Genomic DNA, 25,431 nt, shown 5'->3' on the forward strand with positions numbered 1-25,431 from the left:
GTTCTTGTCCAATTCGACCTCCAAGCAGTCTTAAACGCGTCCAGCACCTGGACACGCCATTTCATTCAATCCGGCAAAGCATTCGATGACTGTCTGGAGCACAGCAGATCGAGACCGGTGCGTACAGAACCCACCAGCCTCGTTCGCAGTGTCCCCACACTGCCTTCAGCGCGCTCGCCACTCCCCCAAACGCCCCCGCAAACGGGCCGCGCACTGGCTGTGTAACTGGCTGACCCGCGATTCGCTAACCCCCAGGACCTCACCGATTTCCTTGAGGTTGAGCTCTTCGTCGTAGTACAGCGCCAACACCAGTCGCTCACGCTCCGGCAAATTGGCAATCGCGTCCGCCAGCGCTGCCTGGAAGCGTTCATCTTCCAGATCGCGCGACGGTTCGAGATGAGCACTGGCGCCATCCTCGTGCAGCCCTTCGTGTTCGCCGTCTTGCAACAGATCGTCGAAACTGAATAACCGGCTGCCCAGGGTGTCGTTCAAAATCCCGTAATAATCGTCGAGACTCAATTGGAGTTCGGCCGCAACTTCGTGATCTTTAGCGTCGCGACCGGTTTTAGCTTCAATCGAGCGAATGGCGTCGCTGACCATTCGGGTATTTCGGTGGACCGAACGTGGCGCCCAGTCCCCTTTGCGTACTTCATCGAGCATCGCGCCGCGGATTCGTATGCCCGCGTACGTCTCGAAACTCGCGCCTTTGCTGGCGTCGTATTTGGTCGACACTTCAAGCAGGCCGATCATGCCGGCCTGGATCAGGTCTTCGACCTGGACACTGGCCGGCAGACGCGCCAGCAAGTGGTAGGCAATCCGTTTTACCAGTGGCGCGTAACGCTCGATCAGCTCGTACTGCGCATCACGGGCCGATTTTTTATAGAGGTTATAGCCACTGGCGGTCATAGCACGGGTCCTGCAGTTTGTTGCACGAGGCGCTCCACGAAGAACTCCAGATGCCCACGCGGGTTGGCAGGCAATGGCCAGGTGTCGACCTTTTGCGCGATGGCCTTGAAGGCCAGCGAACACTTGGAGCGCGGGAATGCTTCATACACGGCGCGCTGCTTCTGCACGGCCTTGCGCACGCTTTCGTCGTACGGCACCGCACCGACGTATTGTAAGGCGACGTCGAGGAAGCGATCCGTGACCTTGGTCAACTTGGCGAACAGGTTGCGACCTTCTTGCGGGCTCTGGGCCATGTTGGCCAGGACACGGAAACGGTTCATGCCGTAATCACGGTTGAGCAGTTTGATCAGGGCGTAGGCGTCGGTGATCGAGGTCGGCTCATCGCAGACCACCAGGAGGACTTCCTGAGCGGCGCGGACGAAACTGACAACCGAATCGCCGATGCCCGCCGCCGTGTCGATCACGAGCACGTCGAGGTTGTCGCCGATATCGCTGAAGGCCTGGATCAGGCCGGCGTGTTGCGCCGGGGTCAGATGAACCATGCTCTGTGTGCCGGACGCGGCCGGAACGATACGAATCCCGCCCGGGCCTTGCAACAGAACGTCGCGTAGCTCGCAGCGGCCTTCGATCACGTCGGCCAGGGTACGTTTGGGTGTCAGTCCGAGTAGAACGTCGACGTTAGCCAGTCCGAGGTCGGCGTCCAGAAGCATGACGCGCCGGCCGAGCTCTGCTAGAGCCAGGGACAAGTTCACTGACACGTTAGTTTTCCCGACGCCACCTTTGCCGCCGGTCACCGCGATAACCTGTACGGGATGCATGCTGCCCATGTTATTTCTTTACCTTGTCTTGCATAGACGGAGGCCACATTACTGGCTGCGCGTTCACAAACGGAACAATGCATGGCAGACCATCGATGTAGGTACAAAAACTATTCATTAATACCTCAGCTAACCTGCTTGGTCGGGCTGTGGTAAATATCAGCGAACATGTCAGCCATGGCTTCTTCGCTGGGTTCTTCCTGCATTTGCACGCTGACCGCGCGACTGACCAGCTGATGACGACGCGGCAGATGCAAATCATCCGGAATCCGCGGGCCATCGGTCAGATAGGCCACCGGCAATTCATGACTGATGGCCAGGCTCAACACCTCGCCCAGACTTGCCGTTTCATCCAGTTTAGTCAGGATGCAGCCGGCGAGCCCGCAGCGCTTGTAACTGTGATAAGCGGCGGTTAGAACCTGTTTCTGGCTGGTGGTTGCCAGAACCAGATAATTTTTCGATTTGATGCCACGCCCGGCCAGACTTTCCAGCTGCATGCGCAGTGCCGGATCGCTGGCCTGAAGGCCTGCGGTATCGATCAGCACCACGCGTTTGCGCAGCAAAGGATCCAGCGCCTGCACCAGCGACTGACCCGGGTCGACGTGAGTGACCGGGACATTGAGGATGCGGCCAAGGGTCTTGAGCTGTTCCTGGGCACCGATACGGTAGCTGTCCATGCTCACCAGCGCGATGTTTTGCGCGCCGTACTTGAGCACGTAACGCGCGGCGAGCTTGGCCAGGGTCGTGGTTTTACCCATGCCGGCAGGGCCGACCATGGCAATGACACCGCCCTCTTCCAGCGGCTCGATTTCCGGTGTGGCAATCATGCGCGCCAGGTGTGCCAGCAACATGCGCCAGGCCTGACGTGGCTCGTCGATGCCAGTGATCATCGCCAGCAGATCACGGGACAACGGGCCGGAGAGGCCGATACGCTGCAGACGACGCCACAGGTTGGCCTGCGCCGGGCGGCTGCCCTGCAATTGGTTCCAGGCTAAGGACCCAAGCTGTACTTCCATCAGTTCGCGCAGGCTGTTGAGCTCGAACCGCATCGAGTCGAACGCGCGCGGGTCGACGCCGCCCGTCGCAGCAGGCGCCGGGGCAGGTCGTGGAGGTTCTGTATAAGTCGGTTCGATCAGCGGTTCGGCGGCAGTCAACGGCAGGCCGGCGAACAATTGGCGATTGGTGCTTTTCTCGCTCTCGCCCTCGCTGCGCAGGCTCAGTTCGGCCTGGGCGGTGACGATCCGCGATTGGGTCTTGCGCAACTCGTCTTCAAGTTCCATGTTCGGAACACGTGGCGCCAGCGCCGACAGTTTGTAATCCAGGGCAGCCGTCAGCTCTACGCCACCGGCGATCCGGCGGTTGCCAATGATGGCCGCATCGGCGCCCAGCTCATCGCGAACCAGTTTCATGGCCTGACGCATATCGGCGGCGAAAAAACGCTTAACTTGCATAAACCACTACCTCAGCCGTTGGGCCCTACTGTCGCAACGATGGTCACTTGCTTGTTGTCAGGAATTTCCTGATACGCCAACACATGCAAACCCGGGACTGCCAGTCGGCCAAATCGCGAGAGCATCGCGCGAACCGGACCGGCTACCAGCAGAATCACCGGTTGACCTTGCATTTCCTGACGCTGCGCCGCGTCGATCAACGAGCGTTGCAGTTTCTCAGCCATGCTTGGCTCCAGCAGAACACCCTCTTCCGAGCCTTGCCCTGCCTTCTGAAGACTATTGAGCAATATCTGTTCCAACCTTGGCTCCAGCGTGATAACTGGCAGCTCGGAGTCAGTGCCTACAATGCTTTGGACGATTGCACGGGATACGCCGACGCGTACGGCGGCCACCAGAGCGGCGGTATCTTGACTCTTCGCCGCATTGTTGGCGATGGCCTCGGCAATGCTGCGAATGTCCCGTACCGGCACTTGTTCGGCCAACAGCGCTTGCAAGACTTTGAGCAACTGCGACAGCGACACCACGCCCGGCACCAGCTCTTCTGCCAGTTTCGGCGAGCTTTTGGCCAGCAATTGCATGAGTTGCTGCACTTCCTCGTGCCCGATCAGCTCACTGGAGTGCTTGTACAGAATCTGGTTCAAGTGGGTTGCCACCACTGTACTGGCATCGACCACAGTGTAACCAAGAGACTGAGCCTGGGCACGTTGACTGACTTCAATCCAGACGGCCTCAAGTCCAAAAGCCGGATCTTTGGCGGTGATGCCGTTGAGTGTCCCATAGACCTGACCGGGGTTGATGGCGAGCTCCCGATCCGGGTAAATCTCTGCCTCGGCCAGAATGACCCCCATAAGGGTCAGACGATAGGCACTCGGTGCAAGGTCGAGGTTGTCACGTATATGCACAGTCGGCATCAGAAAGCCCAGATCCTGGGACAGCTTCTTACGCACGCCCTTGATCCGCGCCAGCAGCTGACCACCCTGGTTGCGGTCCACCAACGGAATCAGGCGATAGCCGACTTCCAGACCAATCATGTCGATCGGGGTGACGTCATCCCAGCCAAGCTCCTTGGTTTCCTGTGCACGGGCCGGCGATGGCAGCAGCTCCTGCTGACGCGCCACCTCTTGCAGGGCCTGAACCTTGACGGTGTTTTGCTTTTTCCAGAACAGGTAAGCCCCGCCAGCCGCTACTGCGGCCATGCTGAGGAAGGAGAAGTGCGGCATGCCGGGCACCAGGCCCATCACCGCCATCAAACCCGCTGCCACCGCCAACGCCTTGGGCGAGGCAAACATCTGACGATTGATCTGCTTGCCCATGTCTTCCGAACCGGAAGCACGGGTCACCATGATTGCCGCGGCAGTGGACAGCAGCAGTGATGGCAATTGCGCCACCAAACCGTCACCGATGGTCAGCAGCGCATAAACCTTACCGGCATCGCCGAAGGTCATGCCGTGCTGGAAGATACCGACCGCCATGCCGCCGATCAGGTTGATGAACAAAATCAGCAGGCCGGCGATGGCGTCGCCACGAACGAATTTGCTGGCACCGTCCATGGAACCGTAGAACTCAGCCTCCTGGGCCACTTCCGTACGGCGCATTTTCGCCTGGTTCTGATCGATCAGCCCGGCGTTCAAATCGGCGTCGATGGCCATTTGCTTGCCGGGCATTGCGTCGAGGGTGAATCGCGCGCTCACCTCGGAAATCCGCCCGGCACCTTTGGTCACCACGACGAAGTTGATGATCATCAAGATGGCGAAAACCACGATACCCACCACGTAGTTGCCGCCGATCACCACCTCACCGAACGCCTGGATCACCTTGCCCGCGGAGGCATGACCGTCCTGACCGTGCAGCATCACCACCCGCGTCGAAGCGACGTTCAATGCCAGCCGCAACAACGTTGCCACCAACAGGATGGTGGGGAACACCGCGAAATCCAGTGGCCGCAAGGCGTACACGCACACCAGCAGAACGACGATCGACAGCGCAATGTTGAACGTGAAGAACACGTCCAGCAGGAACGGCGGGATCGGCAACATCATCATCGCCAGCATGACCAGCAGCAACAACGGCACGCCCAGATTGCCCCGACTTAGATCGGCAACGTTTGTGCGAGCAGTGTTGAGTAACTGAGAGCGATCCACCGGTTTTTCCCCGTCCCTTAAAGCAAACTTTTGACGCCAGAAGCAGGCGCAGAGCGGCTACTGCAAGAAGCCTTCCAACTTTTGCGGGGGGTTTAAACAGAGGGGGTTATCGGAGGATCTTTGTTGCATGGCCGGACCTCAGCAAACCCAACGCATGAACCCAGAGCACCAGACAGGAGGTAAAAGTAAGTATCTGGCTCGACACTTAATGCGTACCGAACCTATCGATTCTGCCTGCGGATGCGTAGCAGTGGTTTAATCCCTGGCAAGGACTTCGTCCTCGCACGCAGCCTCGCAGGCCGGGCAGCTGCTACAGGCGTACCTGTCAGGAATCGCGACGCAAATCCGGCGGAATCGGCAAATCTTCCTTCAGCGGATCCGGGCGTTTACCCTTGCCCGCGCGGTACTGGCGAATCTGGTAGACGTACGCCAGCACTTGCGCAACGGCCAGATAGAGGCCGCCGGGGATTTCCTGCTCCAGCTCCGTGGAGTAATAAATCGACCGCGCCAGCGCCGGCGACTCCAGTAACAGCACATTATTGGCCACGGCAATTTCACGCATTTTCAACGCCAGGAAATCACTGCCCTTGGCCACCAGCATCGGCGCCCCGCCCTTGTCCGGGTCGTACTTGAGCGCCACGGCGTAGTGGGTCGGGTTGGTGATGACTACGTCAGCATCGGGGATCGCTGCCATCATCCGGCGCTGGGACATGTCCCGCTGCAGTTGGCGAATCCGTTGTTTAACCTCTGGTCGCCCCTCTTGATCCTTGTGTTCGTCGCGGATTTCCTGCTTGGTCATCTTCAGTTTCTTGGCGCTTTCCCAGAGCTGAAACGGCACGTCCACCGCGGCGATGATGATCAGGCCGCAGGCCATCCACAATGAGCTCCAGCCGACGACTTGCAGGCTGTGAATGATGGCCATGTCCAGCGGCTCATGGGCGATGCGCAGCAGGTCGTCGATGTCCGCTGACAGCACGGCCAGCGCCACAAACAGGATGATGAAAAACTTCGCCAAAGCCTTTAGCAGCTCTATCACGGCCTTGGATGAGAACATCCGTTTGAGCCCTGCGCCGGGGTTCATGCGGCTGAATTTGGGGGCCATGGTGCCGGCGGAAAATAGCCAGCCACCCAGGGAAATAGGACCGATCAATGCCGCCAGCAGCAAGGTAATCATCACCGGTTGAATCGCCAGCAGGGCAATCAGTCCTGAATGCATCAGGTAGGCGCCCATCGCGCCCTGGTCGAGCACCACTTCCCGCGACAACGAGAAGTTCATCCGCATCAGCTCCATCAGGTCCTGGGCCAGCGCGCCACCGAAGATCAGTAGCGCACCGGAACCGGCGAGCATGATCGCCAAAGTGTTGAGCTCTTTGGAACGGGCGATCTCGCCCTTCTCACGGGCGTCCTTTTTCTTTTTCTCCGTGGGGTCTTCTGTTTTGTCCTGACCGCTTTCGCTCTCTGACATGTCTTAGCGCGCCCGTGCCAGTTCGCGTAACCACTGCAAGGCCTCGGAGGCCAGCGGCTGGTACTGATTGATAATGTCCGCCAGACCGACCCAGACGATGAACAAGCCGAGTACCAGCGTCAGAGGAAAACCAATGGAGAAGATGTTGAGCTGCGGCGCCGCCCGGGTCATGACGCCAAACGCGATGTTGACCACCAACAGCGCCGTGATCGCCGGCAACACCAGTAACAGCGCGGCCCCCAGCACCCAACCGAGCTTGCCGGCCAGCTCCCAGAAATGATTGACCATCAACCCGCCGCCAACTGGCAACGTGGTGAAGCTTTCAGTGAGGATTTCGAAGACCACCAAATGGCCGTTCATGGACAGGAACAGCAACGTGACCAGCATGGTGAAAAACTGTCCGATCACCGCGACCGAGACGCCGTTGGTGGGGTCGACCATGGACGCGAAGCCCATGCCCATTTGAATGGAAACGATCTGCCCGGCTACAACGAACGCCTGAAAAAAAAGCTGCAACGCAAACCCGAATATCGCGCCGATGATGATCTGCTCGGCGATCAACAGCCACCCGCTCAGATCCAGCGCGTTGACCGGCGGCATGGGCGGCAGGCCAGGGGCAATCACCACGGTAATGGCCAGCGCGAAATACAGGCGCACACGCTGCGGCACCAGCGTCGTGCCAACGATCGGCATGACCATCAGCAGCGCGCCGACGCGGAACAGCGGCAACATGAAGGTGGCTACCCACGTGCTGATCTGGGTATCGGTCAGCTGCAGCAGCGATTGCATGGCTTAACCGATAACCTGGGGAATACTGCCGTACAACTGCAGGATGTATTCCATGAAGGTCTGCACCAGCCACGGACCCGCCACGATCAGGGTCACCAGCATCACCAGCAGGCGCGGCAGAAAGCTCAGGGTCTGTTCGTTGATCTGGGTCGCGGCCTGGAACATCGCCACCAGCAAACCCACCAGCAGACTCGGGATCACCAGTACAGCCACCATCATGGTGGTCAGCCAGAGCGCTTCCCTGAAGATGTCTACCGCGACTTCCGGCGTCATGGCGAAACACCACCGAAGCTGCTGGCCAGCGTGCCGATGATCAGCGCCCAGCCATCTACCAGCACGAACAACATGATCTTGAATGGCAGGGAAATGATCAGCGGCGACAACATCATCATCCCCATGGCCATCAGCACACTGGCGACGACAAGGTCGATGATCAGGAACGGAATAAAGATCATGAAGCCGATCTGGAACGCGGTCTTCAGCTCAGAGGTCACGAAGGCCGGCACCAGAATGGTCAGCGGCGCCTGATCCGGCGAAGCGATGTCCGTACGTTTGGACAAGCGCATGAACAGCTCCAGATCGCTGCTGCGTGTCTGGGCCAGCATGAAATCCTTGATCGGCACCTGAGCCTTGGCCACGGCATCCTGGGCGGTCAGTTTTTCCGCCAGATAGGGTTGCAGCGCATCCTGGTTAACCCGGTCGAACACTGGTGCCATGATGAACATCGTCAGGAACAACGCCATGCCCGTCAGGATCTGGTTCGAAGGCGTCTGTTGCAAGCCAAGGGCCTGGCGCAGGATCGAGAAGACAATGATGATCCGGGTGAAACTGGTCATCAGCATGACGAACGCCGGGATAAAACTCAGCGCGGTCATGATCAGCAGGATCTGCAGGCTGACCGAATACTCCTGAGCGCCATCGGCGTTGGTGCCCAGGGTGATCGCCGGGATCGACAATGGATCCGCGGCAAACGCCAGCGGCGCAGCCAGCATCAGGGCCAGCGTCAAGACGATGCGTAACGCACCCATTACTTCTTATCCTTCTGATCCTTGCCCATCAGCTCCATCAGACGCTGGGCAAATTCCGGGGTCGCTTTTTCAGTAGCGCTGGGCACCTGCACCGGCTCCTTGAGGACGTGCAGCGCGGTGATAGTGCCCGGGCTGAGGCCGAGCAAAATCTGCTCGTTGCCGACCTGTACCAGCATCAGACGGTCGCGAGGCCCCAGCGCGCGGGAGCCAATCAGCTCGATGACCTGCCCTTTGCCGGCCGGTCCTGCCTGCTGCACGCGGCGCAACAGCCAGGCGAGGAAGAAAATCAACCCCAGCACCAGCAGCAAGCCGAACACCAATTGCGTCAGTTGCCCTGCCACACCGCTGCTGACCGCAGGCGCCGCAGCAGCAACCGTGGCCACCGGCTCGGCGGCCAGCGCGCCAAATGGCAAGGCCAGCAGAACACTCAGAACCTTGTTCACTTAGCGCAGCTTCTTGATACGTTCGCTTGGGCTGATCACGTCAGTCAGGCGGATGCCGAACTTCTCGTTGACCACCACCACCTCACCATGAGCGATGAGCGTGCCGTTCACCAGCACGTCCAGCGGCTCGCCGGCCAGGCGATCCAGTTCGATCACCGAACCCTGGTTGAGCTGCAGCAAGTTACGAATGTTGATGTCGGTACTGCCCACTTCCATGGAAATCGATACCGGGATGTCGAGGATCACGTCCAGGTTTGGACCATCCAGCGTCACCGGCCCGTTGTTTTTTGGCACGCTGCCGAACTCTTCCATTGGCAAACGGCTGGACGGCGAAGTGGCAGCGTCGGCGGCCAGCAAGGCGTCAATATCGTCCTGCCCGTCACCCGCTTCTTCAAGGGCCGCAGCCCATTCATCAGCCAGCGCCTGGTCGTCCTGGGTGTTCATATCGTTAGCCATCATGTGTCCTCGGCGGGCACCCATTTCAAATGGAAGCCGTCAGTTAAAAGCGAATGTGCAACGCGCCGGTCAGCGGCGCTCGATCGGCTCGATCACCTGCAAGGCGAGATTGCCTTTGTGCGAGCCCATCTTGACCTTGAACGCAGGCACGCCATTGGCGCGCATGATCATTTCTTCCGGCATCTCGACCGGGATGATGTCCCCCGGCTGCATGTGCAGGATGTCCCGCAGGCGCAGCTGGCGGCGGGCAACGGTGGCACCGATCGGCACGTCGACGTCCAGCACGTCCTGGCGCAGGGCGTTGACCCAGCGCTCATCCTGATCGTCGAGGTCCGACTGGAAGCCGGCATCAAGCATTTCGCGCACCGGCTCGATCATCGAATACGGCATGGTGATGTGCAGGTCGCCGCCACCGCCATCGAGTTCGATGTGGAAGGTCGACACGACGATGGCCTCACTCGGTCCGACGATGTTGGCCATGGCCGGGTTTACTTCCGAGTTGATGTACTCGAAGTTCACTTCCATGATGGCCTGCCAGGCTTCCTTCAAATCGATGAAGGCCTGCTCCAGCACCATGCGCACAACGCGCAATTCGGTCGGGGTGAATTCACGCCCTTCAATCTTCGCGTGACGGCCATCGCCGCCGAAGAAGTTGTCCACCAGCTTGAACACCAGCTTGGCGTCGAGGATGAACAGCGCTGTGCCGCGCAACGGTTTGATCTTGACCAGATTGAGACTGGTCGGGACGTACAGCGAGTGCACGTATTCGCCGAACTTCATGACCTGCACACCGCCGACGGCAACGTCAGCTGAACGGCGCAGCAGGTTGAACATGCTGATGCGGGTGTAACGGGCAAAACGCTCGTTGATCATCTCCAGGGTCGGCATGCGTCCGCGGACGATGCGATCCTGACTGGTCAGGTCATAGCTTTTGACGGCGCCGGGTTCGGCAGCGTTATCGGTCTCTACCAGACCATCGTCGACGCCATGCAACAGCGCATCGATCTCATCCTGGGACAGCAGGTCCTGCACGGCCATGTCGTGTTCCTACTGCAGTACGAAATTAGTGAAAAGCAACTGTTCGATGGCGACCTTGCCGAGTTCTTTCTGCGCCACTTCCTGGACGCTGGCGGTGGCCTTCTGGCGCAGCATTTCCTGACCGACCGGCGACGCCAGCGTGGCGAAGTCCTGCCCGGAGAACAGCATGACCAGGTTATTGCGGATGACTGGCATGTGTACTTTAAGTGCGTCGATATCCGCTTGATTGCGGCCCATCATGGTGATGCTCACCTGCATGTAGCGTTGGCGGCCGTTCTGGTTGTAATTGGTCACGAACGCGGGAAGCAGCGGCTCGAAGATGGCGGCCTGCTTTCCGACAACGGCTGTTTCAGCCGCGGCAGCAGGCTTGCTCTCGGCGCTGTGCATGAAGAACCAGGTCGCGCCCACGGACAAACCGATCGCCAGCAGCAGCGCCACCACGATCAAGATGATCATCTTGAGTTTGCCTTTGGTTGCAGGGTCTTTTACTGCTGCGTCGCTCTTCGCCATGCCAATAATCCGTCACTATTCGGGGTTTCACAGTTGCACGGCAAGGCAAGAGCAAGTGTTATGCCAGAAGTGCGGAGAGAAAAAGCGGGTTGTCGGTATTCATAAGAACACCGCAATAGCATTGCGGGAGTGAGCCTGCTCGCGATAGCGGTCAGACAGTCGATAAAAAGTTGACTGTAAGTACGCTATCGCGAGCAGGCTCACTCCCACACGGATCCGGGGAGGGAGTGTGCTCAGGCGTAATAGTCGACGGTGCTGGAGCCAATGACGCTGGTGGTGGCTGCGGCGACTTCCGCTACTGCCGGCGAGTGTTCGTCGTCCATTGAATCGAGGCGGCCACCGCTGGCGGTTGTGCGGCCACTTTGACTCTGTTGCGGCTGATCTTGCCCCTGCCCGCGAGACTGGTCGGAAACGTTGACGTCAACCTGACCCATCCCCTGCTGCACAAACATCTCTCGCAAGCGGTGCATCTGGCCGTCCAGCGCTTCACGAACGCCGGGATGCGCGCTCATGAACGTCACCTGGGTCTGCTGATCCGGCACCATGTTCACCCGAATGTCCAGACGCCCCAGCTCGGCGGGTTGCAACTGAATATCAGCCGCCTTGAGGTTGGCGCTGGACAGGTACATGACCCGGTTGACCACTTCTTCGGTCCAGCCACTCTGATGCATGGCGATCGGTTGATTCACCGGCAGTGCATTGGCGGTCTTAGGTGTAGCGGCCTGCGTCAACGCTGCCAGGCGACTGGCAAAATCGTCCACACGGGTGTCGCTGGTCGCGGACTTGAGGTCTTTGAGCCCGTCATCGATCAGGCCGCTGAATGACTTTTCACCTTCCCGGCTGGTGCTGTCCTTGTCGCCTTGCACGTCCAGCATATTGGCCAGGCCCGCCGCGAAGTTTTGCGCCGAGGTCTGCTCACCGTCAGCCAATGCCTGTGCTGAAGACGCCTTGGGTTGAGCCTGACTGGCGGCGGAAACGTGACCGCTCTGCTCCATGGCCATGCGTACGGCGGGCAGCGCATCCAGGGGATCGGCTTCAGGATCGAAATCTGACTCCTCTGGAACCAGAGTCGCGGCCAATGCGGCGGCGGCAGCTGCGTCCTGCGCTGGCTCAGGGCTTGGCGCGGTTTCCGCTGCCGGAGTCTGAGCGGCTTGCGCCGAGGCCGGATCGACGACCGGATCGACTGCAGTAGTACCGGAGGCGTCTGTCGTGTCGCCGCTGGCGACCTTGTCATCGGCCTGCTTGGGTTTGTCGGCGGGCAAAGATTTGCCGCTATCGGCAACCGCAGGCTTCCCGGCGGCAGGCTTGTCATTGCCGAGGTCTTTTTTTACGGGACCGTCAGGGGCTTCATCGCGCATCTGCCGGTTCAGTCCGTCGACGACTGCAGAGGACTTGTTGCGGCCCTGTGTTGCATAGACCTGAGAGAAGCTGGACGCCTTGTCAGCGGGCTCGGCAGGCGACGCCAGAGGATTGGCGGTGACCGGCTGGGTCTTGGCCTTTGCGGCGGCCTGAAGTAGGAAATTTTGACTAACGGGCATAACGCTGTCTCCGCCGCACTGGGAAGGTAGGTGTAAGTAGTGGCAGATACTGCAAGGGTCGCGCCAGTTTCTAGCGCAAGCCGTTAGAAGCGCCGAACGGTGGCTTTTTCGTAGTGGGAACGTTGACGTTCTGCTTCATACAGAGGACGAACAACAGCAAACTCGCGATCGATTTCACCGATGAGTTTTTCGAGTTCGGGAAGGGGGTGTTGTTCCTTGGCGCAATGTTCCAGCTCATGGCACAAATCAGCCAGCCGGACGGCGCCCATGTTGCTGCTGCTGCCTTTGAAACTATGGGCAGTTTCCATCAGTTGCCCGGCATCTTTCTGCTGACGCAAAAGACTCAACCGCTCTTCGGAATCGGCGAGAAACGTATCCAGCAACATTGGATACTCGTCCTCCATGACTTCCTGCAAGGCGACCAATACGTCTCGATTCAGATGTGGGTCATCCACTTGTTCACTCCTTGATCAAGAATGGGCGGGATTATGCCAGAGCCTCCCAGAAAAACTCTACGCGAGCACTTCGACCATTGTCTGACCAACTGGCGTTACACCCCAATTGCTGGACCAGATTGACGCCACGTCCCGACAAACGGACGTTTTCGGCGGGTCGCTCCATCACCCGCGCAATATCGAAACCCTTCCCGCTGTCCTCGACGCGAATCGACAGACAACCGCCCTCACCCGTCGGCACGACCTCCAAATGGACCCGCACGTAACCACTGCGCAACGCATCAAGACGCGCATTGCGCTCCTGATAATAACGGGCAAAACCTGACGCATCGCGCTTGAGACTGGAATCCAGTCCCAGTACGCCATGCTCCAGGGCATTGGAATACAGTTCGGCCAATACACTGTAGAGCGCACCGCTTTGCGCACGCAGGCCGTGGACTTCAAGCAACAACTGCAACAGATAAGGCAACGGATTGAAGCGCTTAAGCGAGGCCGCGCGAAACTCGAAACTGACCGACCAGTCCAGAGGACAGGATTGCCCGCTGTCGGAATAGACCAGGGTCGGCGGACGCATTTGTGTAGCGTCCAGCAGACTCACCTCGACCATGCTGACATCGTCCCGGGCTTCGCCGCGAAAGTCCTGCAGTGCTTGCTCGATCTCTTCGAACAGCTCCTCCGGCTGCCGATTGGCAGCGAACACTTGATGCAACCGCTCCACACCAAACAACTGTTCGTCGGCATCGCAGGTATCAATCACGCCGTCGGACAACAGGAAAACCCGATCCCCGAGCGCCATGGGGAACACTTCGGTTCGATCATCAAAGGTTTCCGGGCTCAAGACACCCAGCGGCAGATGCCGGGCAGTCAGCGGCGTGCGCTCATCGCTGGCGATGTTGTGCAAATACCCATCGGGCATACCGCCATTCCAGACTTCCACCGAGCGCCGCTGAAAACTCAGGCACAACAGCGTCGCGCAGCAGAACATATCAACGGGCAGGATGCGCTTGAGCTTGGCGTTCATCTCGCGCAGGGTTTCTGACAGGCCATAACCCTTGGCGGTCATGCCGTAAAAAACTTCGGCCAGCGGCATGGCGCCTACTGCGGCGGGCAAGCCATGGCCGGTGAAATCCCCCAATAGCACATGCATGTCGCCAGCCGGCGTAAACGCGGCCAACAACAAATCGCCGTTGAACAATGCATAGGGCGATTGCAGGTAGCGGATATTGGGGGCATTCAGGCAGCCGGAATGGGCGACTTTATCGAACACGGCCTTGGCGACGCGTTGTTCGTTGAGCAGGTAGTTATGGTGCCTGGCAATCTGGTCACGCTGCTGGAGTACGGTGGCCTGCAACCGACGCAAACGGTCCATTGCCTTGATTTTGGCGGCCAGAATCACCTGGTTGTAAGGCTTGGCCAGGAAATCATCGCCTCCCGCCTCAAGGCATCGGGCCAGCCCTTCGCTTTCGGTCAATGACGTGAGAAAGATGATGGGCACCAGGGTTTCGCCCGCCAGCGCCTTGATCTGCTGCGCTGCTTCGAAACCGTCCATCACGGGCATCATCGCGTCCATCAACACCAATTGCGGCCGTTGCTGGCGAAACACTTCGACCGCCTCGGCACCGTTGGCGGCAGTCAGCACTTCATGGCCCTGACGACGGACAATCGTCGACAGCAACAGGCGATCGGCCGCGCTGTCTTCAGCGATCAATACCGTAAGTGACTCGAACGGCGATTGCACGGCGATCACGCCACGTCGAAGATTTGTTCGAAGTTGGAGATGGCGAGAATTTTTCGCACATCGGCATTGGCGTTAGACAGGGTGATTTCGGCATTCTCGCCGCCTGCGTGATCCCGCAGTAGCAGCAACATGCCGAGGGCAGAACTGTCGAGGTAGGTAGCGTCCTTCAAATTGACTTCGAAGGATTCGGGTTTCGGAGTGAGGTTTTCGTAGGATTCACGAAATTCCTGATGTTTGGCGAAATCGAATCGTCCCTTGATCGATATCGTCAGCTTCTGTCCATCCTGGGAGACTTCGGTTACGACTGACATTGAACGGCTTCCTTGTCATGGCGATTGTTTAAGAGGTGTAGCACCTGGTGGGGAGCAGGGCAAGATCCGATTAATACGGACTCTCGCGCGGCAATCGCTGGGACAGTTCATCCAGCAACTTTTGCTCGCGCTTGTCTTCCAGGCGCCGCGCCTCATCCATGTAGCGCAGCACCAGCTTGCGCAACCCTTCAACCCGGGCGTAAGCCTGCTGCCAGGTATCCCGTGCCTTGTTCAGATTGTTCTGGTGCCAGGCCAGACTCTGCCGCTGCTGGTCAATGGCGATGCCCAGTTGCGCCAGGAAGCCTTGGTAGCCCAGCAGCCACTGGCCCGAAACGCCACTGCTGCCGCGCACGATCCATTGCTCCTGACAGTCGAGGCGAAAAGCTTCGAGGTCGGCGAGTTTGCTTTCTGCCAGACGGACCTGTCCTTGAAAGTGCCCCAAACGCTGCACCGCGGCTTTCTCGACCTTTTCGGCCATCTCAACCACGGGTGCCAGACGTGACGCTCGGCTCTGGGCCATGGCCGGTTAGCCGCCAGCCGCGGGGGCGAAGATCGAGCCGAGGTAGGCTTCGCTTTCGCCGAGGCTGATGTTGTCGTTCAGGCCTTGGCGCAGGTATTTGACCAGTTGCGGCTGCAAGGCAATCGCAAGGTCAGTCTCCCGGTCGCCGCCGGCCACGTAGGCGCCGACACTGATCAAATCGCGGCTCTGTTGATAGCGCGACCACAGCTGCTTGAAGTACTGGGCGCGCGTCATGTGCTCCGGCGAGACTACCGAGGGCATGACCCGGCTGATGGACGCTTCGATATCGATGGCCGGGTAATGGCCTTCTTCCGCCAGTCGCCTGGACAAGACGATGTGGCCGTCGAGCACGCCCCGCGCGGAGTCGGCAATCGGGTCCTGTTGGTCATCGCCTTCGGACAGCACGGTGTAGAACGCCGTAATCGAACCACCGCCCTTCTCGGCATTACCCGCCCGCTCCACCAGTTTCGGCAGTTTGGCGAATACCGAGGGCGGATAACCCTTGGTCGCGGGTGGCTCGCCGATGGCCAGTGCGATTTCGCGCTGGGCCTGGGCGAAACGGGTCAGGGAGTCCATCAGCAACAGGACGTTCTTGCCCTTGTCGCGAAAATATTCGGCGATACGCGTGCAATACATGGCGGCCCGCAAGCGCATCAGCGGCGCGTCGTCCGCCGGGGAGGCAACGACGACGGAGCGCTTCAGGCCTTCTTCGCCGAGGATGTGCTCGATGAACTCTTTGACTTCACGTCCCCGCTCACCGATTAGGCCAACGACGACAATGTCGGCCTCAGTGAAGCGGGTCATCATGCCCAACAGCACACTCTTGCCCACGCCTGTACCGGCAAAAAGGCCGAGCCGCTGGCCGCGACCGACCGTCAACAAACCGTTGATGGAACGAATGCCCACGTCCAGCGGTTCGCTGATAGGTTCGCGTTTAAGCGGGTTGATCGTCGGGCCGTCCATCGGCACCCAGTCCTCAGCCTTCATTCCGCCTTTGCCGTCCAGCGCACGACCGGCGCCATCGAGCACCCGACCGAGCATGCTCATGCCCATCGGCAAACGCCCGGCATCCGCCAACGGCACCACTCGGGCACCCGGGGCAATGCCGGCAACGCTGCCCACCGGCATCAGAAAGACCTTGTTGCCGGAAAAGCCCATGACTTCGGCTTCGACCTGCACCGGCTGATAACTGTCGTCGTTGATGACCATGCAGCGGCTGCCCATGGCGGCGCGCAAGCCTTCGGCTTCAAGGGTCAGGCCGACCATGCGCAGCAAACGCCCCTCAAGGATCGGTCCGCCAGACAGTTCGGTGACCTCGGCATAACTGCCCAGGCGCTTGGCGAAACTGGTGCGATCAAGGCGCATCAGGTTCGTCCGCTGCGGGGGCAGCCGCTGGCTTGCTGGCAGCCGACAGTTCCACTTTCAGGTCCGGCGCCGCGGGGTGCAAGGCCTGCTCGTGCAACTGATCGAACAGCTTGTCCATGACCCGCGCGAGACGGGTTTCGACGGTGGCATCAATGCGACTGTGCTCAGTCTCGACCCGGCAACCGCCAGGCATCAACGCCTCATCCTCGACGATGCGCCAGGTCTCTTCATGGCGCTCGCGCAGGGCTTTGACCTGTTCGAAATCCTGGGGGTTGATGTACAGCCGCACATTGCCCACGCCCAGCGGCAACAGCTTGAGGGCCTCACGCATGACGTGTTCCAGCTGCGTCGAGTCGATGGCCAGCTCGCGCTGAATCACCTGCCTGGTGATGTGTTTAACGAGGTCGACCAGGGACTTCTCGATCTCAGTGTCCTGTTCGGCAATGGGTTCGAACAGATTGCCCATGAGCTTTTCCAGCGCACCGATTTTCGCCGTCAGGGCTGCATCGGCTTCCTGACGGACCTTGAGCGTCGTGCTGTGAAAACCTTCGCGCTCACCGGTGGCGAAGCCTTCGTTGTAGGCCTCCTGGCGAATGCTCTCGAGCTCTTCGAGGGTCAGCGGCTGGACTTCATCCAGCGGCACTTCCTCCATTTCCGGCGGCTCGGGTTCAGGCTCGGGCTCGGGCTCGGGGACGTACGGGTCGAAACTGGGTAACGACCAGATATCAACGCCGCTGACGTCCTTGGCACGGATCAGGTCGGTCTGGGACTCATCATGTTTGGTCGACATAGTGACCTTAGATCATCTCTTCGCCGCCCTTCCCGCCGAGAACGATTTCTCCGGCTTCGGCCATACGGCGGGCAATGGTGAGGATTTCTTTTTGTGCAGTTTCCACGTCGCTGACGCGCACCGGGCCTTTGGCCTCGAGGTCGTCGCGCAACAGTTCGGCCGCTCGTTTGGACATGTTCTTGAAGATCTTTTCCTTGACGTTTTCATCCGACCCTTTGAGGGCCAGCACAAGCACGTCGGAGGACACTTCGCGCAGCAAAGCCTGGATCCCGCGGTCGTCGACATCGGCCAGGTTATTGAACACGAACATGAGGTCTTCGATCTGGCCGGACAGGTCTTCGTCGACTTCGCGGATCGAGTCCATCAACTGACCTTCGATCGAGCTGTCGAGGAAGTTCATGATGTCCGCCGCGCGCTTGATGCCACCCAGGTTGGTGCGCGAAGCATTCGAGTTGCCGGAGAACTGCTTCTCGAGAATCTGGTTGAGTTCTTTCAGGGCCGCCGGCTGAACGGTGTTAAGCGAGGATACCCGCAAGATGATGTCGAGGCGCACCTTGTGGTCGAAGTTGCCCAGCACTTCACCGGCCTGATCCGGGTCGAGATACGCCACCACGATCGCCTGGATTTGCGGGTGCTCGTAACGGATCACGTCGGCGACGGCGCGTGGCTCCATCCACTTCAGGCTGTCGAGACCGCTGGTGTTGCCGCCCAGAAGAATCCGGTCGATCAAGCCGTTGGCCTTGTCTTCGCCCAGGGCCTGGGTGAGCATTTTGCGCACATAGTCGTCAGAACCGACGCCCAGGCTGGTCTGATCGCCGACGATGTCGACAAACTCGCTCATCACCTGCTCGACCTGCTCGCGGTGCACGTTGCCCATCTGCGCCATCGCCACGCCCACGCGCTGAACCTCTTTCGGGCCCATGTGGCGCAACACCTGCGCAGCATCGGTTGAGCCCAGGGACAGCAGCAGGATCGCAGCTTTGTCGACCTTGGACAGTTTGGCGGCAACGGCTCGGTTATCACTCATCTGCGTTAATCCACTCTTTCACGACCTGGGCCACACGACCCGGATCTTCTGCCACCAGACTCTTGATTGCATTCAGCTGTGCGTCATAGCCTTCGCTCGGACTTGGCAGCAGGATGCTTTGCGGGCCGCCAAGGCTGACGCGGTCGTTAGCCAGGTCGCCATCGAGGCCGCCCATGCCACCCAATTCCACGTCGCTGCCGATGCCGGCCAATTGCTTGCCTTTGCCGCCATTGGTGATGTTGTTGAGCACCGGACGCAGCACGCCGAACACCAGCACCAGAATGAACAGTACACCCAGCACCTGCTTGATCACATCCCAGAACCACGGCTGGGAATAGAACGGTACATCGGCGATCACTTCACCGCGCTCGGCGGAGAACGGCATGTTGATTACGCTGACACTGTCGCCCCGGCTGGCATCGAAGCCGACCGCGTCCTGCACCAGGCGTGTGAAGCGCGCCAGTTCATCGGCAGTCCACGGTGCGCGAGAGGTTTCTCCGTTGGCCGGGTTGATCTTGACCTGATCGTCCACCACGACCGACACCGACAGGCGATTCAAACGGCCCTGTTGCTGCTTGGTGTGGCTTATGGAACGGTCAAGTTCGAAATTCTTGGTGGATTGTTGACGCTTGTCCGCTGGATACGGCGCGAGCATCGGCTGGCCAGTGGCCGGGTCCATGATTTGCTGACCGTTGGCATCCAGCAGAGGCTGACCTGGCTGAACCATGCCGGCCGACGCGGTAGCACCACCGGTGGTGGCCGGCGCAGACGCTGGCGAAGGCGGCTGGTTGCTCAGGGAGCCCGGTACACCTTGTGGCCCGTTGCTGGCGGTACGCTGTTCGTTCACCGACTGTTCGCTGCGCAACGCCGGTTGGTCCGGGTTGAACTGCTCGGAGGTTGACTCGACGGCGCTGAAATCCACGTCGGCCGAGACTTCGGCCTTGTAGCGGTCGTTGCCCAGTACCGGTTGCAGGATGTTATGCACACGCTGAGTGAGCATGCTTTCCATGCGACGGCTGTAATCGAACTGTTTGCCCGCCATGGTCAGCTCGGAGTTTTCCGCCTGATCCGACAGCAGGTTGCCCTTTTGATCGACCACGGTGACCTGGGATTTGCTGAGCTCGGGGACGCTGGTTGCCACCAGATTGATGATCGCCAGTACCTGGCCAGGCTCCAGGGAGCGGCCGGAATACAGTTCGATCAACACCGAAGCACTGGGCTTGCGCTCATCGCGCACGAACACCGAGCTTTTCGGGATCGCCAGGTGCACGCGGGCCCCCTTGACGTTGTTCAGACTGGAGATGGTCCGGGCCAGTTCGCCTTCAAGGCCGCGACGATAACGGGTCGCTTCCATGAACTGGCTGGTACCCAGGCCCTGGTCCTTGTCGAGGATCTCAAAACCGATGTTGCCGTCGCTGGGAGTGACACCAGCGCCCGCGAGTTTGAGCCGCGCACGGGACAAGTCTTCGGCCTTGACCAGCAAGGCACCGGAATTAGGTTCAACGGTGTAGGGAATATCAGAGGCGGCCAGGGTATCCATGACCTGCTTGGCGTCCATACCGGCAAGGCTGCCGTACAAAGGCCGGTAGTCCGGCTGCTGGGACCACAACACCACGGCGAAGCCAATCGCCACGCTCGCTGCCAGACCGACCAAAAGGCCCACCTGACGCAACATGGTCATCTCGGAGAGGTTTTCCAGGAAGGACAACCCGAACAGCGGCGGTTTACCGTCTATTGGAGTGGCCTTGGCCGGAATGTTATCGGCTGCTTCTGCCATGACTCAATATCGTCCTTAAACCGGCATCTGCATGATGTCTTGGTACGCCTGAACCAGCTTGTTACGGACTTGGGTAATGGCCTGGAAAGACACACCGGCTTTTTCTTTGGCGATCATCACGTCGGTCAAATCGACGCCGCTCTTGCCGATCTCGAATGCGGTGGACAGCTGGCTGGAGGCCTGCTGGGTTTCGTTCACTTTATTGACGGCCTGACCGAGCATGTCGGAGAAACTGTTGCCCGGCAGCTGAGGGACGGCGGCAGTCGATTTCGGCGCAGACATTGCGTCCATTTGCATGGCCCGCATATCCAGCATCAACCGATTAAATTCAATACCTTGGCTCATGGTTTCTCTCTTTTGACGTCGCTGGCGACCCGCAATTTTTTGACGCTCACTCGGCGGGTAGTCAGGTATTAGCAACAAGGGTGCCAGCTCCATGGCTGTGTCATACAAAAGCCCTTCCAGCGCCTTTCAAAATTGAAGTAACAACTCAACCTGTAGCAGCTGGCGAAGCCTGCGTCCGACTGCGCAGCAGTCGTTTATTCATTTGACGCGGAGTAATAAAAGACCGCATGCACAAGGGCAAACAACTGCTGCGCAGTCGGACGCAGGCTGCTACAAAAAGCAGTTTCAAGTGGCGAACAGGTAAGCTTCCACATCCATTCCGGCGTCACGCATTTGCGCCAGCTTGTAGCGCAACGTGCGCGGGCTGATGCCCAGGCGTTCGGCGGCTTCCTTGCGGCGACCACGCTCGGCGCGCAAGGTGTCGATGATCATCTGGAACTCGCGGCGCCGCAGGTCATCGCCCAGCGCCCCGGCAGGCTCGACCTCAACTTCAATCACTCGCGCAACCGGTGAGATTACCGACAACGGCGCACAGGCCACAGGACCGGACAGGCAGAAATCCTGAGGCTGGATCAACCCGCCCTGCTGCAGAATCAACGCCCGCTGAATCGCGTTATCCAATTCGCGCACGTTGCCAGGCCACGGATAACCGATCAGACACGCTTGAGCGTCGGACGATAGCTTCGCCGCGGCATGCTTCATTTTATTGACGTGTTTGGCCAACAGACGCTCGGCCAGCGGCAGTATGTCGGCGGTGCGCTCGCGCAGCGGACGCCATGCCAGCGGAAACACCGACAGACGATAGTAAAGGTCTTCACGGAAACGGCCTGCTGCCACTTCAGCCGCAAGGTCGCGGTTAGTGGTCGCTACCACCCGAATGTCCAGAGTGATCGGCTTACGCGCGCCGACCCGCTCGACCTCACGCTCCTGCAGCACACGCAACAGCTTGGCCTGAAGCCCCATAGGCATTTCGGAAATTTCGTCGAGCAGAATCGTGCCGCCATCCGCCTGCTCGAACTTGCCTGCCTGCGCAGCAATGGCACCGGTGAACGAGCCTTTTTCATGCCCGAACAGCGTGGCCTCCAGCATGTTGTCCGGGATCGCGGCGCAGTTGATCGCGATGAACGGCTGGCTGGCACGATGGGAATGCTGATGGATGTATCGCGCGAGCACTTCCTTGCCGGTCCCGGACTCGCCGGAGATGAGCACGGTCGAATCACTGCGCGCCACCCGGGCTGCCAGCTCAAGCAACTGTGCGCTGGCTGGCTCGAACGCGATCGGCCCTTCGCTCTCGGCCGCGCCGAGACTGCCCAGGGCATGTCTGGCCACCAGATCGAGCAGCGCCTTGGGTTCGAACGGCTTCACCAGATAATCCGCCGCGCCCTGCCGCATCGCATCAACCGCACGCTCGACAGCGCCATGGGCGGTCATCAGCAGCACCGGCAATTGTGGCTGGCGGGCTCGCAGCAGACTGAGCAACTGATGGCCATCCATGCCCGGCATGTTGACGTCGCTGAGCACCAGATTGAACGCATCCTTGCCAACGGCCGTGAGCGCTTCCTCCGCCGAACCGACGGCGGTGTAATCGTGCCCCGCGAGCAGCAATGTATCGGCCAGTGCTTCGCGTAACGCGCGGTCGTCCTCAACCAGTAAAACCTTGATCCCCATGTTCTTCACTCCGCTCCCTGATCAATGCTCTTTTCACCCGAAAAAAGCGGCAGGATGACCTGCGCACATGTTCCGCGACCCGGTCGCGAGCGCAGCAGCAATTCTCCCTGATGAGCGCGGGCCACCGCCTTGACCACGGTCAGGCCCAGGCCGGTTCCGGTGTTCTTAGTGGTGAAAAAAGGCTCGCCCAGACGCGCCAGCACTTTTGGCTCTATGCCGCTACCGCTGTCACTGACCGACACGCGCAGGTTGTTATCCCGGGTATAGAGATGGACCTTCAAGCGCACAGCATCGGCACTGGCTTGAATGGCGTTCTCGATCAGGTTGAGGATCGCGCCGACCAGAGTGTCGCGATTGCACAGCAACTCCCCGACATGACTGTCGCACTGCCAGCGAATCGGCAAATCCTGCACATGAGCAAGGGCTGCCGCCTGCAGCGATTGCATGAGCATTTTGGGTGTAACGCGATCCGTCAGCGGCAGCTCGCCACGGGCGAAGATCAGCATGTCGCGCACTTGGTGCTCCAGCTCGTGCAGACGCTCTTTAAGGCGTCCGGCAAAGCGTTGCTGTGTGGCGACGGGCAGTTCCTGCTCGGTCAAATGACTGGCGTAAAGCAACGCAGCGGACAAAGGGGTACGAATCTGATGAGCCAGCGATGCGACCATCCGCCCGAGCGACGACAGGCGTTCATGACGGGCGAGTTGATCTTGTAGGTGGCGGGTTTCAGTCAGGTCGTTGAGCAACACCAACTGCCCCGGCTCGGCGTCGAGCGAGCGAGTGGAGATCGACAGACGCCGACCATCCTTTAGCGAGATTTCGTGCCCGTCGTCTTCACGGGGCGCGAAGCAGCGGGCAATGACATGGCGCCACAGCTCGCCTTCGAGCGGCAGGCCGAGCAGCTCACACGCGGCAGGATTGGCTTCGCGCACGATGCCCTGAGCATCGATGACGATGACGCCGCCGGGCAACAGATCAAGGAGGTTTTGCAGGCGATTGGCGAGGCGTTCTTTTTCCGCCAGTTCCTGCATGCGCTGGGCGCTGACCACTTCCAGCTCGCCCTTGAGTTCGGTTACCCGGGCTTCGAGCATGCTGTAAGAGTCGGTCAGCTGATTCGACATTTGACTGAACAGGGCAAACGACTGCTCAAGGCCAAGCCGGTTTGCCTGCTCTGCGGACGACGGTAGCCCCAAAGCGTCAGGGACAGGAGACATCTGGGCGGCTTGGGGCATCGTGCACTCTCGCTTGGCTGACCGTCAGTTAAACGGAACGTTGCGAGGGATGTAGCAATACCCGTGCCTAAAAAAAACTGCCTATAAATGAAGGGGTTGAAAAACAGGCGTCAATCATCTGCCTGTTCATCACCGTCACGACGGCTCATGCCGTATTTGCGCATCTTCTCCACAAGCGTGGTACGACGAATACGCAAGCGCTCGGCAGCACGCGCCACGATGCCATTGGCATCATCCAGCGCCTGCTGAATCAGCCCCTGCTCGAGACCACCGAGGTAGTCTTTCAAGTCCAGGCCTTCCGGCGGCAGCAAGGCATTCACCGAGAAGTCCGGGGTATGACCGTTGATGGCCACCCGCTCTTCCAGGTCGCTGCGCAGGCTGTCGACCAACTGCTCGTCTTCGTCGTCGACGTAGCGGAATTTCTTCGGCAACTCGACCACGCCGATCACCCCGTACGGATGCATGATCGCCATGCGCTCCACCAGGTTGGCGAGCTCGCGGACGTTGCCGGGCCAGCCGTGACGGCACAGGGACATGATGGCGGCGGAATTGAAACGGATCGAACCCCGCTTCTCGTGCTCCATGCGCGAGATCAACTCGTTCATCAGCAACGGGATGTCTTCGACACGCTCGCGCAACGGCGCCATTTCGATCGGGAACACATTCAGGCGGTAGTACAAGTCTTCGCGGAAGGTGCCGATCTCGATCATGCTTTCGAGATTCTTGTGGGTCGCGGCAATGATGCGCACATCCACGCTCTGGGTCTTGTTACTGCCCACGCGTTCGAAGGTACGTTCCTGCAGCACGCGCAGCAGCTTGACCTGCATCGGCAGCGGCATGTCGCCGATTTCGTCGAGGAACAGCGTGCCACCGTTGGCCAGCTCAAAGCGCCCGGCACGACTGGTGATCGCTCCGGTGAACGCACCCTTCTCGTGGCCGAAGAGTTCGCTTTCCAGCAACTCGGCCGGGATCGCCCCGCAGTTGACCGGAACGAACGGCGCGTCACGGCGCTTGGAGTGATAGTGCAGGTTGCGCGCAACCACTTCCTTGCCGGTGCCGGACTCGCCCAGGATCAACACACTGGCGTCGGTATCGGCGACTTGCTGCATCATCTGACGGACGTGTTGAATCGCCCGGCTGGTGCCGACAAGACTGCGGAAAAGATTGGGTTCGCGATGACGACCGCGCTCGCGGGCCTGGTCATACATCTCGCGATAGACCTGGGCACGGTGCAGCGAATCGAGCAATTTGCTGTAGCTGGGCGGCATTTCGAGGGTCGAAAGCACTCGGCGACGCTGGTCTTCAGGCAAGTCGACGGAAGAATTATCGCCCATCAACAAAACCGGAAGGAACTCATCCCAGGTTGAGAGTGTCTTTAACAAGCCCAAAAGTGCGCCAGGAGCATTGACCGTCCCGATGAGGACGCAGATTACTTCACGACTAGACGACAAAGAGCCGACAGCCTGCTGCCAGTCATGGCTTCCGCAGGGTAAATTTTCTTCACCGAGAAAATTTAAAATCACCGCCAGGTCGCGGCGGCGGACGCTATCGTCATCAATTAGCAGAATTTTGGTTTCACGCCACATGCAATAGCAACTTCCCTAGTCAACTCGGTGCCCGAAA

At 59.7% G+C, this 25,431-nt stretch carries 25 protein-coding genes; all 25 read right to left on the reverse strand.

Annotated elements, in window-relative coordinates:
* Nucleotides 1-165 precede the first annotated feature (165 nt).
* Nucleotides 166-906, reverse strand: a complete 741-nt coding sequence (gene fliA / locus H7698_RS04000; RefSeq protein ID WP_007894214.1) for an RNA polymerase sigma factor FliA — start codon at nt 904-906, stop codon at nt 166-168.
* Nucleotides 903-1,733: a flagellar synthesis regulator FleN gene (fleN, locus tag H7698_RS04005; RefSeq protein WP_045058906.1), complete on the reverse strand. Its 831-nt coding sequence runs from the start codon at nt 1,731-1,733 to the stop codon at nt 903-905. The genes fliA and fleN overlap by 4 nt, the downstream gene beginning before the upstream one ends.
* A gap of 116 nt (nt 1,734-1,849) precedes the next feature.
* Nucleotides 1,850-3,175, reverse strand: a complete 1,326-nt coding sequence (gene flhF, locus H7698_RS04010) for a flagellar biosynthesis protein FlhF (protein WP_194690649.1) — start codon at nt 3,173-3,175, stop codon at nt 1,850-1,852.
* An 11-nt stretch (nt 3,176-3,186) separates the two neighbouring features.
* Nucleotides 3,187-5,316 (reverse strand): flagellar biosynthesis protein FlhA, encoded by a 2,130-nt coding sequence (gene flhA, locus H7698_RS04015; RefSeq protein WP_162435929.1) that lies wholly within the window; start codon nt 5,314-5,316, stop codon nt 3,187-3,189.
* Between the two features lie 325 nt (nt 5,317-5,641).
* A complete protein-coding gene (flhB, locus tag H7698_RS04020; RefSeq protein WP_194690650.1) occupies nt 5,642-6,781 on the reverse strand; it encodes a flagellar biosynthesis protein FlhB in 1,140 nt (379 codons plus the stop codon).
* Nucleotides 6,782-6,784: 3 nt separating this feature from the next.
* Nucleotides 6,785-7,570 (reverse strand): flagellar biosynthetic protein FliR, encoded by a 786-nt coding sequence (gene fliR, locus H7698_RS04025; protein WP_162435927.1) that lies wholly within the window; start codon nt 7,568-7,570, stop codon nt 6,785-6,787.
* A 3-nt stretch (nt 7,571-7,573) separates the two neighbouring features.
* Nucleotides 7,574-7,843, reverse strand: a complete 270-nt coding sequence (gene fliQ, locus H7698_RS04030; protein ID WP_007948918.1) for a flagellar biosynthesis protein FliQ — start codon at nt 7,841-7,843, stop codon at nt 7,574-7,576.
* Nucleotides 7,840-8,598: a flagellar type III secretion system pore protein FliP gene (gene fliP / locus H7698_RS04035; protein ID WP_162435926.1), complete on the reverse strand. Its 759-nt coding sequence runs from the start codon at nt 8,596-8,598 to the stop codon at nt 7,840-7,842. The genes fliQ and fliP overlap by 4 nt, the downstream gene beginning before the upstream one ends.
* Nucleotides 8,598-9,041, reverse strand: coding sequence for a flagellar biosynthetic protein FliO (fliO, locus tag H7698_RS04040; RefSeq protein WP_162435925.1), 444 nt, complete (start codon nt 9,039-9,041; stop codon nt 8,598-8,600). Before fliO ends, fliP begins: the two co-directional genes overlap by 1 nt.
* The gene (fliN, locus tag H7698_RS04045; protein WP_162435924.1) at nt 9,042-9,497 is read right to left on the reverse strand and encodes a flagellar motor switch protein FliN; all 456 of its coding nucleotides are present in this window, start codon (nt 9,495-9,497) and stop codon (nt 9,042-9,044) included. It lies immediately after the preceding gene.
* A 69-nt stretch (nt 9,498-9,566) separates the two neighbouring features.
* Nucleotides 9,567-10,535: a flagellar motor switch protein FliM gene (gene fliM / locus H7698_RS04050; protein ID WP_162435923.1), complete on the reverse strand. Its 969-nt coding sequence runs from the start codon at nt 10,533-10,535 to the stop codon at nt 9,567-9,569.
* A 9-nt stretch (nt 10,536-10,544) separates the two neighbouring features.
* Nucleotides 10,545-11,045 (reverse strand): flagellar basal body-associated protein FliL, encoded by a 501-nt coding sequence (gene fliL, locus H7698_RS04055; protein ID WP_194690651.1) that lies wholly within the window; start codon nt 11,043-11,045, stop codon nt 10,545-10,547.
* 233 nt (nt 11,046-11,278) lie between these two features.
* Complete coding sequence (locus H7698_RS04060; RefSeq protein WP_194690652.1) at nt 11,279-12,583, reverse strand: flagellar hook-length control protein FliK; 1,305 nt, start codon at nt 12,581-12,583, stop codon at nt 11,279-11,281.
* 83 nt (nt 12,584-12,666) lie between these two features.
* Nucleotides 12,667-13,038 carry an Hpt domain-containing protein gene (locus tag H7698_RS04065; RefSeq protein ID WP_194690653.1) on the reverse strand — a complete coding sequence of 124 codons (372 nt, stop codon included), beginning with the start codon at nt 13,036-13,038 and terminating at the stop codon, nt 12,667-12,669.
* Nucleotides 13,039-13,069: 31 nt separating this feature from the next.
* Nucleotides 13,070-14,776, reverse strand: coding sequence for an ATP-binding SpoIIE family protein phosphatase (locus H7698_RS04070; RefSeq protein WP_194690654.1), 1,707 nt, complete (start codon nt 14,774-14,776; stop codon nt 13,070-13,072).
* 5 nt (nt 14,777-14,781) lie between these two features.
* Nucleotides 14,782-15,087 (reverse strand): STAS domain-containing protein, encoded by a 306-nt coding sequence (locus tag H7698_RS04075; RefSeq protein ID WP_162435918.1) that lies wholly within the window; start codon nt 15,085-15,087, stop codon nt 14,782-14,784.
* A 70-nt stretch (nt 15,088-15,157) separates the two neighbouring features.
* Nucleotides 15,158-15,607, reverse strand: coding sequence for a flagellar export protein FliJ (gene fliJ, locus H7698_RS04080; protein ID WP_194690655.1), 450 nt, complete (start codon nt 15,605-15,607; stop codon nt 15,158-15,160).
* Between the two features lie 6 nt (nt 15,608-15,613).
* The gene (gene fliI / locus H7698_RS04085; protein ID WP_162435916.1) at nt 15,614-16,972 is read right to left on the reverse strand and encodes a flagellar protein export ATPase FliI; all 1,359 of its coding nucleotides are present in this window, start codon (nt 16,970-16,972) and stop codon (nt 15,614-15,616) included.
* Nucleotides 16,962-17,762 carry a flagellar assembly protein FliH gene (gene fliH / locus H7698_RS04090; protein WP_162435915.1) on the reverse strand — a complete coding sequence of 267 codons (801 nt, stop codon included), beginning with the start codon at nt 17,760-17,762 and terminating at the stop codon, nt 16,962-16,964. Before fliH ends, fliI begins: the two co-directional genes overlap by 11 nt.
* Nucleotides 17,763-17,769: 7 nt before the next feature.
* A complete protein-coding gene (gene fliG / locus H7698_RS04095; RefSeq protein WP_008021334.1) occupies nt 17,770-18,789 on the reverse strand; it encodes a flagellar motor switch protein FliG in 1,020 nt (339 codons plus the stop codon).
* Nucleotides 18,782-20,566 carry a flagellar basal-body MS-ring/collar protein FliF gene (gene fliF, locus H7698_RS04100; protein WP_194690656.1) on the reverse strand — a complete coding sequence of 595 codons (1,785 nt, stop codon included), beginning with the start codon at nt 20,564-20,566 and terminating at the stop codon, nt 18,782-18,784. Before fliF ends, fliG begins: the two co-directional genes overlap by 8 nt.
* Before the next feature lie 15 nt (nt 20,567-20,581).
* Complete coding sequence (gene fliE / locus H7698_RS04105; protein ID WP_194690657.1) at nt 20,582-20,911, reverse strand: flagellar hook-basal body complex protein FliE; 330 nt, start codon at nt 20,909-20,911, stop codon at nt 20,582-20,584.
* 285 nt (nt 20,912-21,196) lie between these two features.
* Entirely contained in the window at nt 21,197-22,579 is a 1,383-nt protein-coding gene (locus H7698_RS04110) for a sigma-54-dependent transcriptional regulator (protein ID WP_194690658.1), read from the reverse strand.
* Between the two features lie 5 nt (nt 22,580-22,584).
* Entirely contained in the window at nt 22,585-23,790 is a 1,206-nt protein-coding gene (locus tag H7698_RS04115; RefSeq protein ID WP_194690780.1) for a sensor histidine kinase, read from the reverse strand.
* Between the two features lie 128 nt (nt 23,791-23,918).
* Complete coding sequence (locus H7698_RS04120; protein WP_162440415.1) at nt 23,919-25,394, reverse strand: sigma-54 dependent transcriptional regulator; 1,476 nt, start codon at nt 25,392-25,394, stop codon at nt 23,919-23,921.
* Nucleotides 25,395-25,431: the final 37 nt, after the last annotated feature.

It is taken from the genome of Pseudomonas sp. p50(2008), from assembly GCF_015351605.1.
Classification (GTDB): Bacteria; Pseudomonadota; Gammaproteobacteria; order Pseudomonadales; family Pseudomonadaceae; genus Aquipseudomonas.

Coding starts and splice junctions, on each gene's coding strand:
- fliH (WP_162435915.1), bottom strand. CDS start 17,762: ATGTCGACCAAACATGATGAGTCCCAGACCGACCTGATCCGTGCCAAG.
- H7698_RS04075 (WP_162435918.1), bottom strand. CDS start 15,087: ATGTCAGTCGTAACCGAAGTCTCCCAGGATGGACAGAAGCTGACGATA.
- fleN (WP_045058906.1), bottom strand. CDS start 1,733: ATGGGCAGCATGCATCCCGTACAGGTTATCGCGGTGACCGGCGGCAAA.
- fliP (WP_162435926.1), bottom strand. CDS start 8,598: ATGGGTGCGTTACGCATCGTCTTGACGCTGGCCCTGATGCTGGCTGCG.
- fliI (WP_162435916.1), bottom strand. CDS start 16,972: ATGCGCCTTGATCGCACCAGTTTCGCCAAGCGCCTGGGCAGTTATGCC.
- fliQ (WP_007948918.1), bottom strand. CDS start 7,843: ATGACGCCGGAAGTCGCGGTAGACATCTTCAGGGAAGCGCTCTGGCTG.
- fliR (WP_162435927.1), bottom strand. CDS start 7,570: ATGCAATCGCTGCTGCAGCTGACCGATACCCAGATCAGCACGTGGGTA.
- H7698_RS04120 (WP_162440415.1), bottom strand. CDS start 25,394: ATGTGGCGTGAAACCAAAATTCTGCTAATTGATGACGATAGCGTCCGC.
- fliL (WP_194690651.1), bottom strand. CDS start 11,045: ATGGCGAAGAGCGACGCAGCAGTAAAAGACCCTGCAACCAAAGGCAAA.
- H7698_RS04060 (WP_194690652.1), bottom strand. CDS start 12,583: ATGCCCGTTAGTCAAAATTTCCTACTTCAGGCCGCCGCAAAGGCCAAG.
- H7698_RS04115 (WP_194690780.1), bottom strand. CDS start 23,790: ATGTCTCCTGTCCCTGACGCTTTGGGGCTACCGTCGTCCGCAGAGCAG.
- flhB (WP_194690650.1), bottom strand. CDS start 6,781: ATGTCAGAGAGCGAAAGCGGTCAGGACAAAACAGAAGACCCCACGGAG.
- H7698_RS04110 (WP_194690658.1), bottom strand. CDS start 22,579: ATGGGGATCAAGGTTTTACTGGTTGAGGACGACCGCGCGTTACGCGAA.
- fliN (WP_162435924.1), bottom strand. CDS start 9,497: ATGGCTAACGATATGAACACCCAGGACGACCAGGCGCTGGCTGATGAA.
- fliF (WP_194690656.1), bottom strand. CDS start 20,566: ATGGCAGAAGCAGCCGATAACATTCCGGCCAAGGCCACTCCAATAGAC.
- fliE (WP_194690657.1), bottom strand. CDS start 20,911: ATGAGCCAAGGTATTGAATTTAATCGGTTGATGCTGGATATGCGGGCC.
- flhF (WP_194690649.1), bottom strand. CDS start 3,175: ATGCAAGTTAAGCGTTTTTTCGCCGCCGATATGCGTCAGGCCATGAAA.
- fliM (WP_162435923.1), bottom strand. CDS start 10,535: ATGGCCGTGCAGGACCTGCTGTCCCAGGATGAGATCGATGCGCTGTTG.
- fliG (WP_008021334.1), bottom strand. CDS start 18,789: ATGAGTGATAACCGAGCCGTTGCCGCCAAACTGTCCAAGGTCGACAAA.
- fliJ (WP_194690655.1), bottom strand. CDS start 15,607: ATGGCCCAGAGCCGAGCGTCACGTCTGGCACCCGTGGTTGAGATGGCC.
- fliA (WP_007894214.1), bottom strand. CDS start 906: ATGACCGCCAGTGGCTATAACCTCTATAAAAAATCGGCCCGTGATGCG.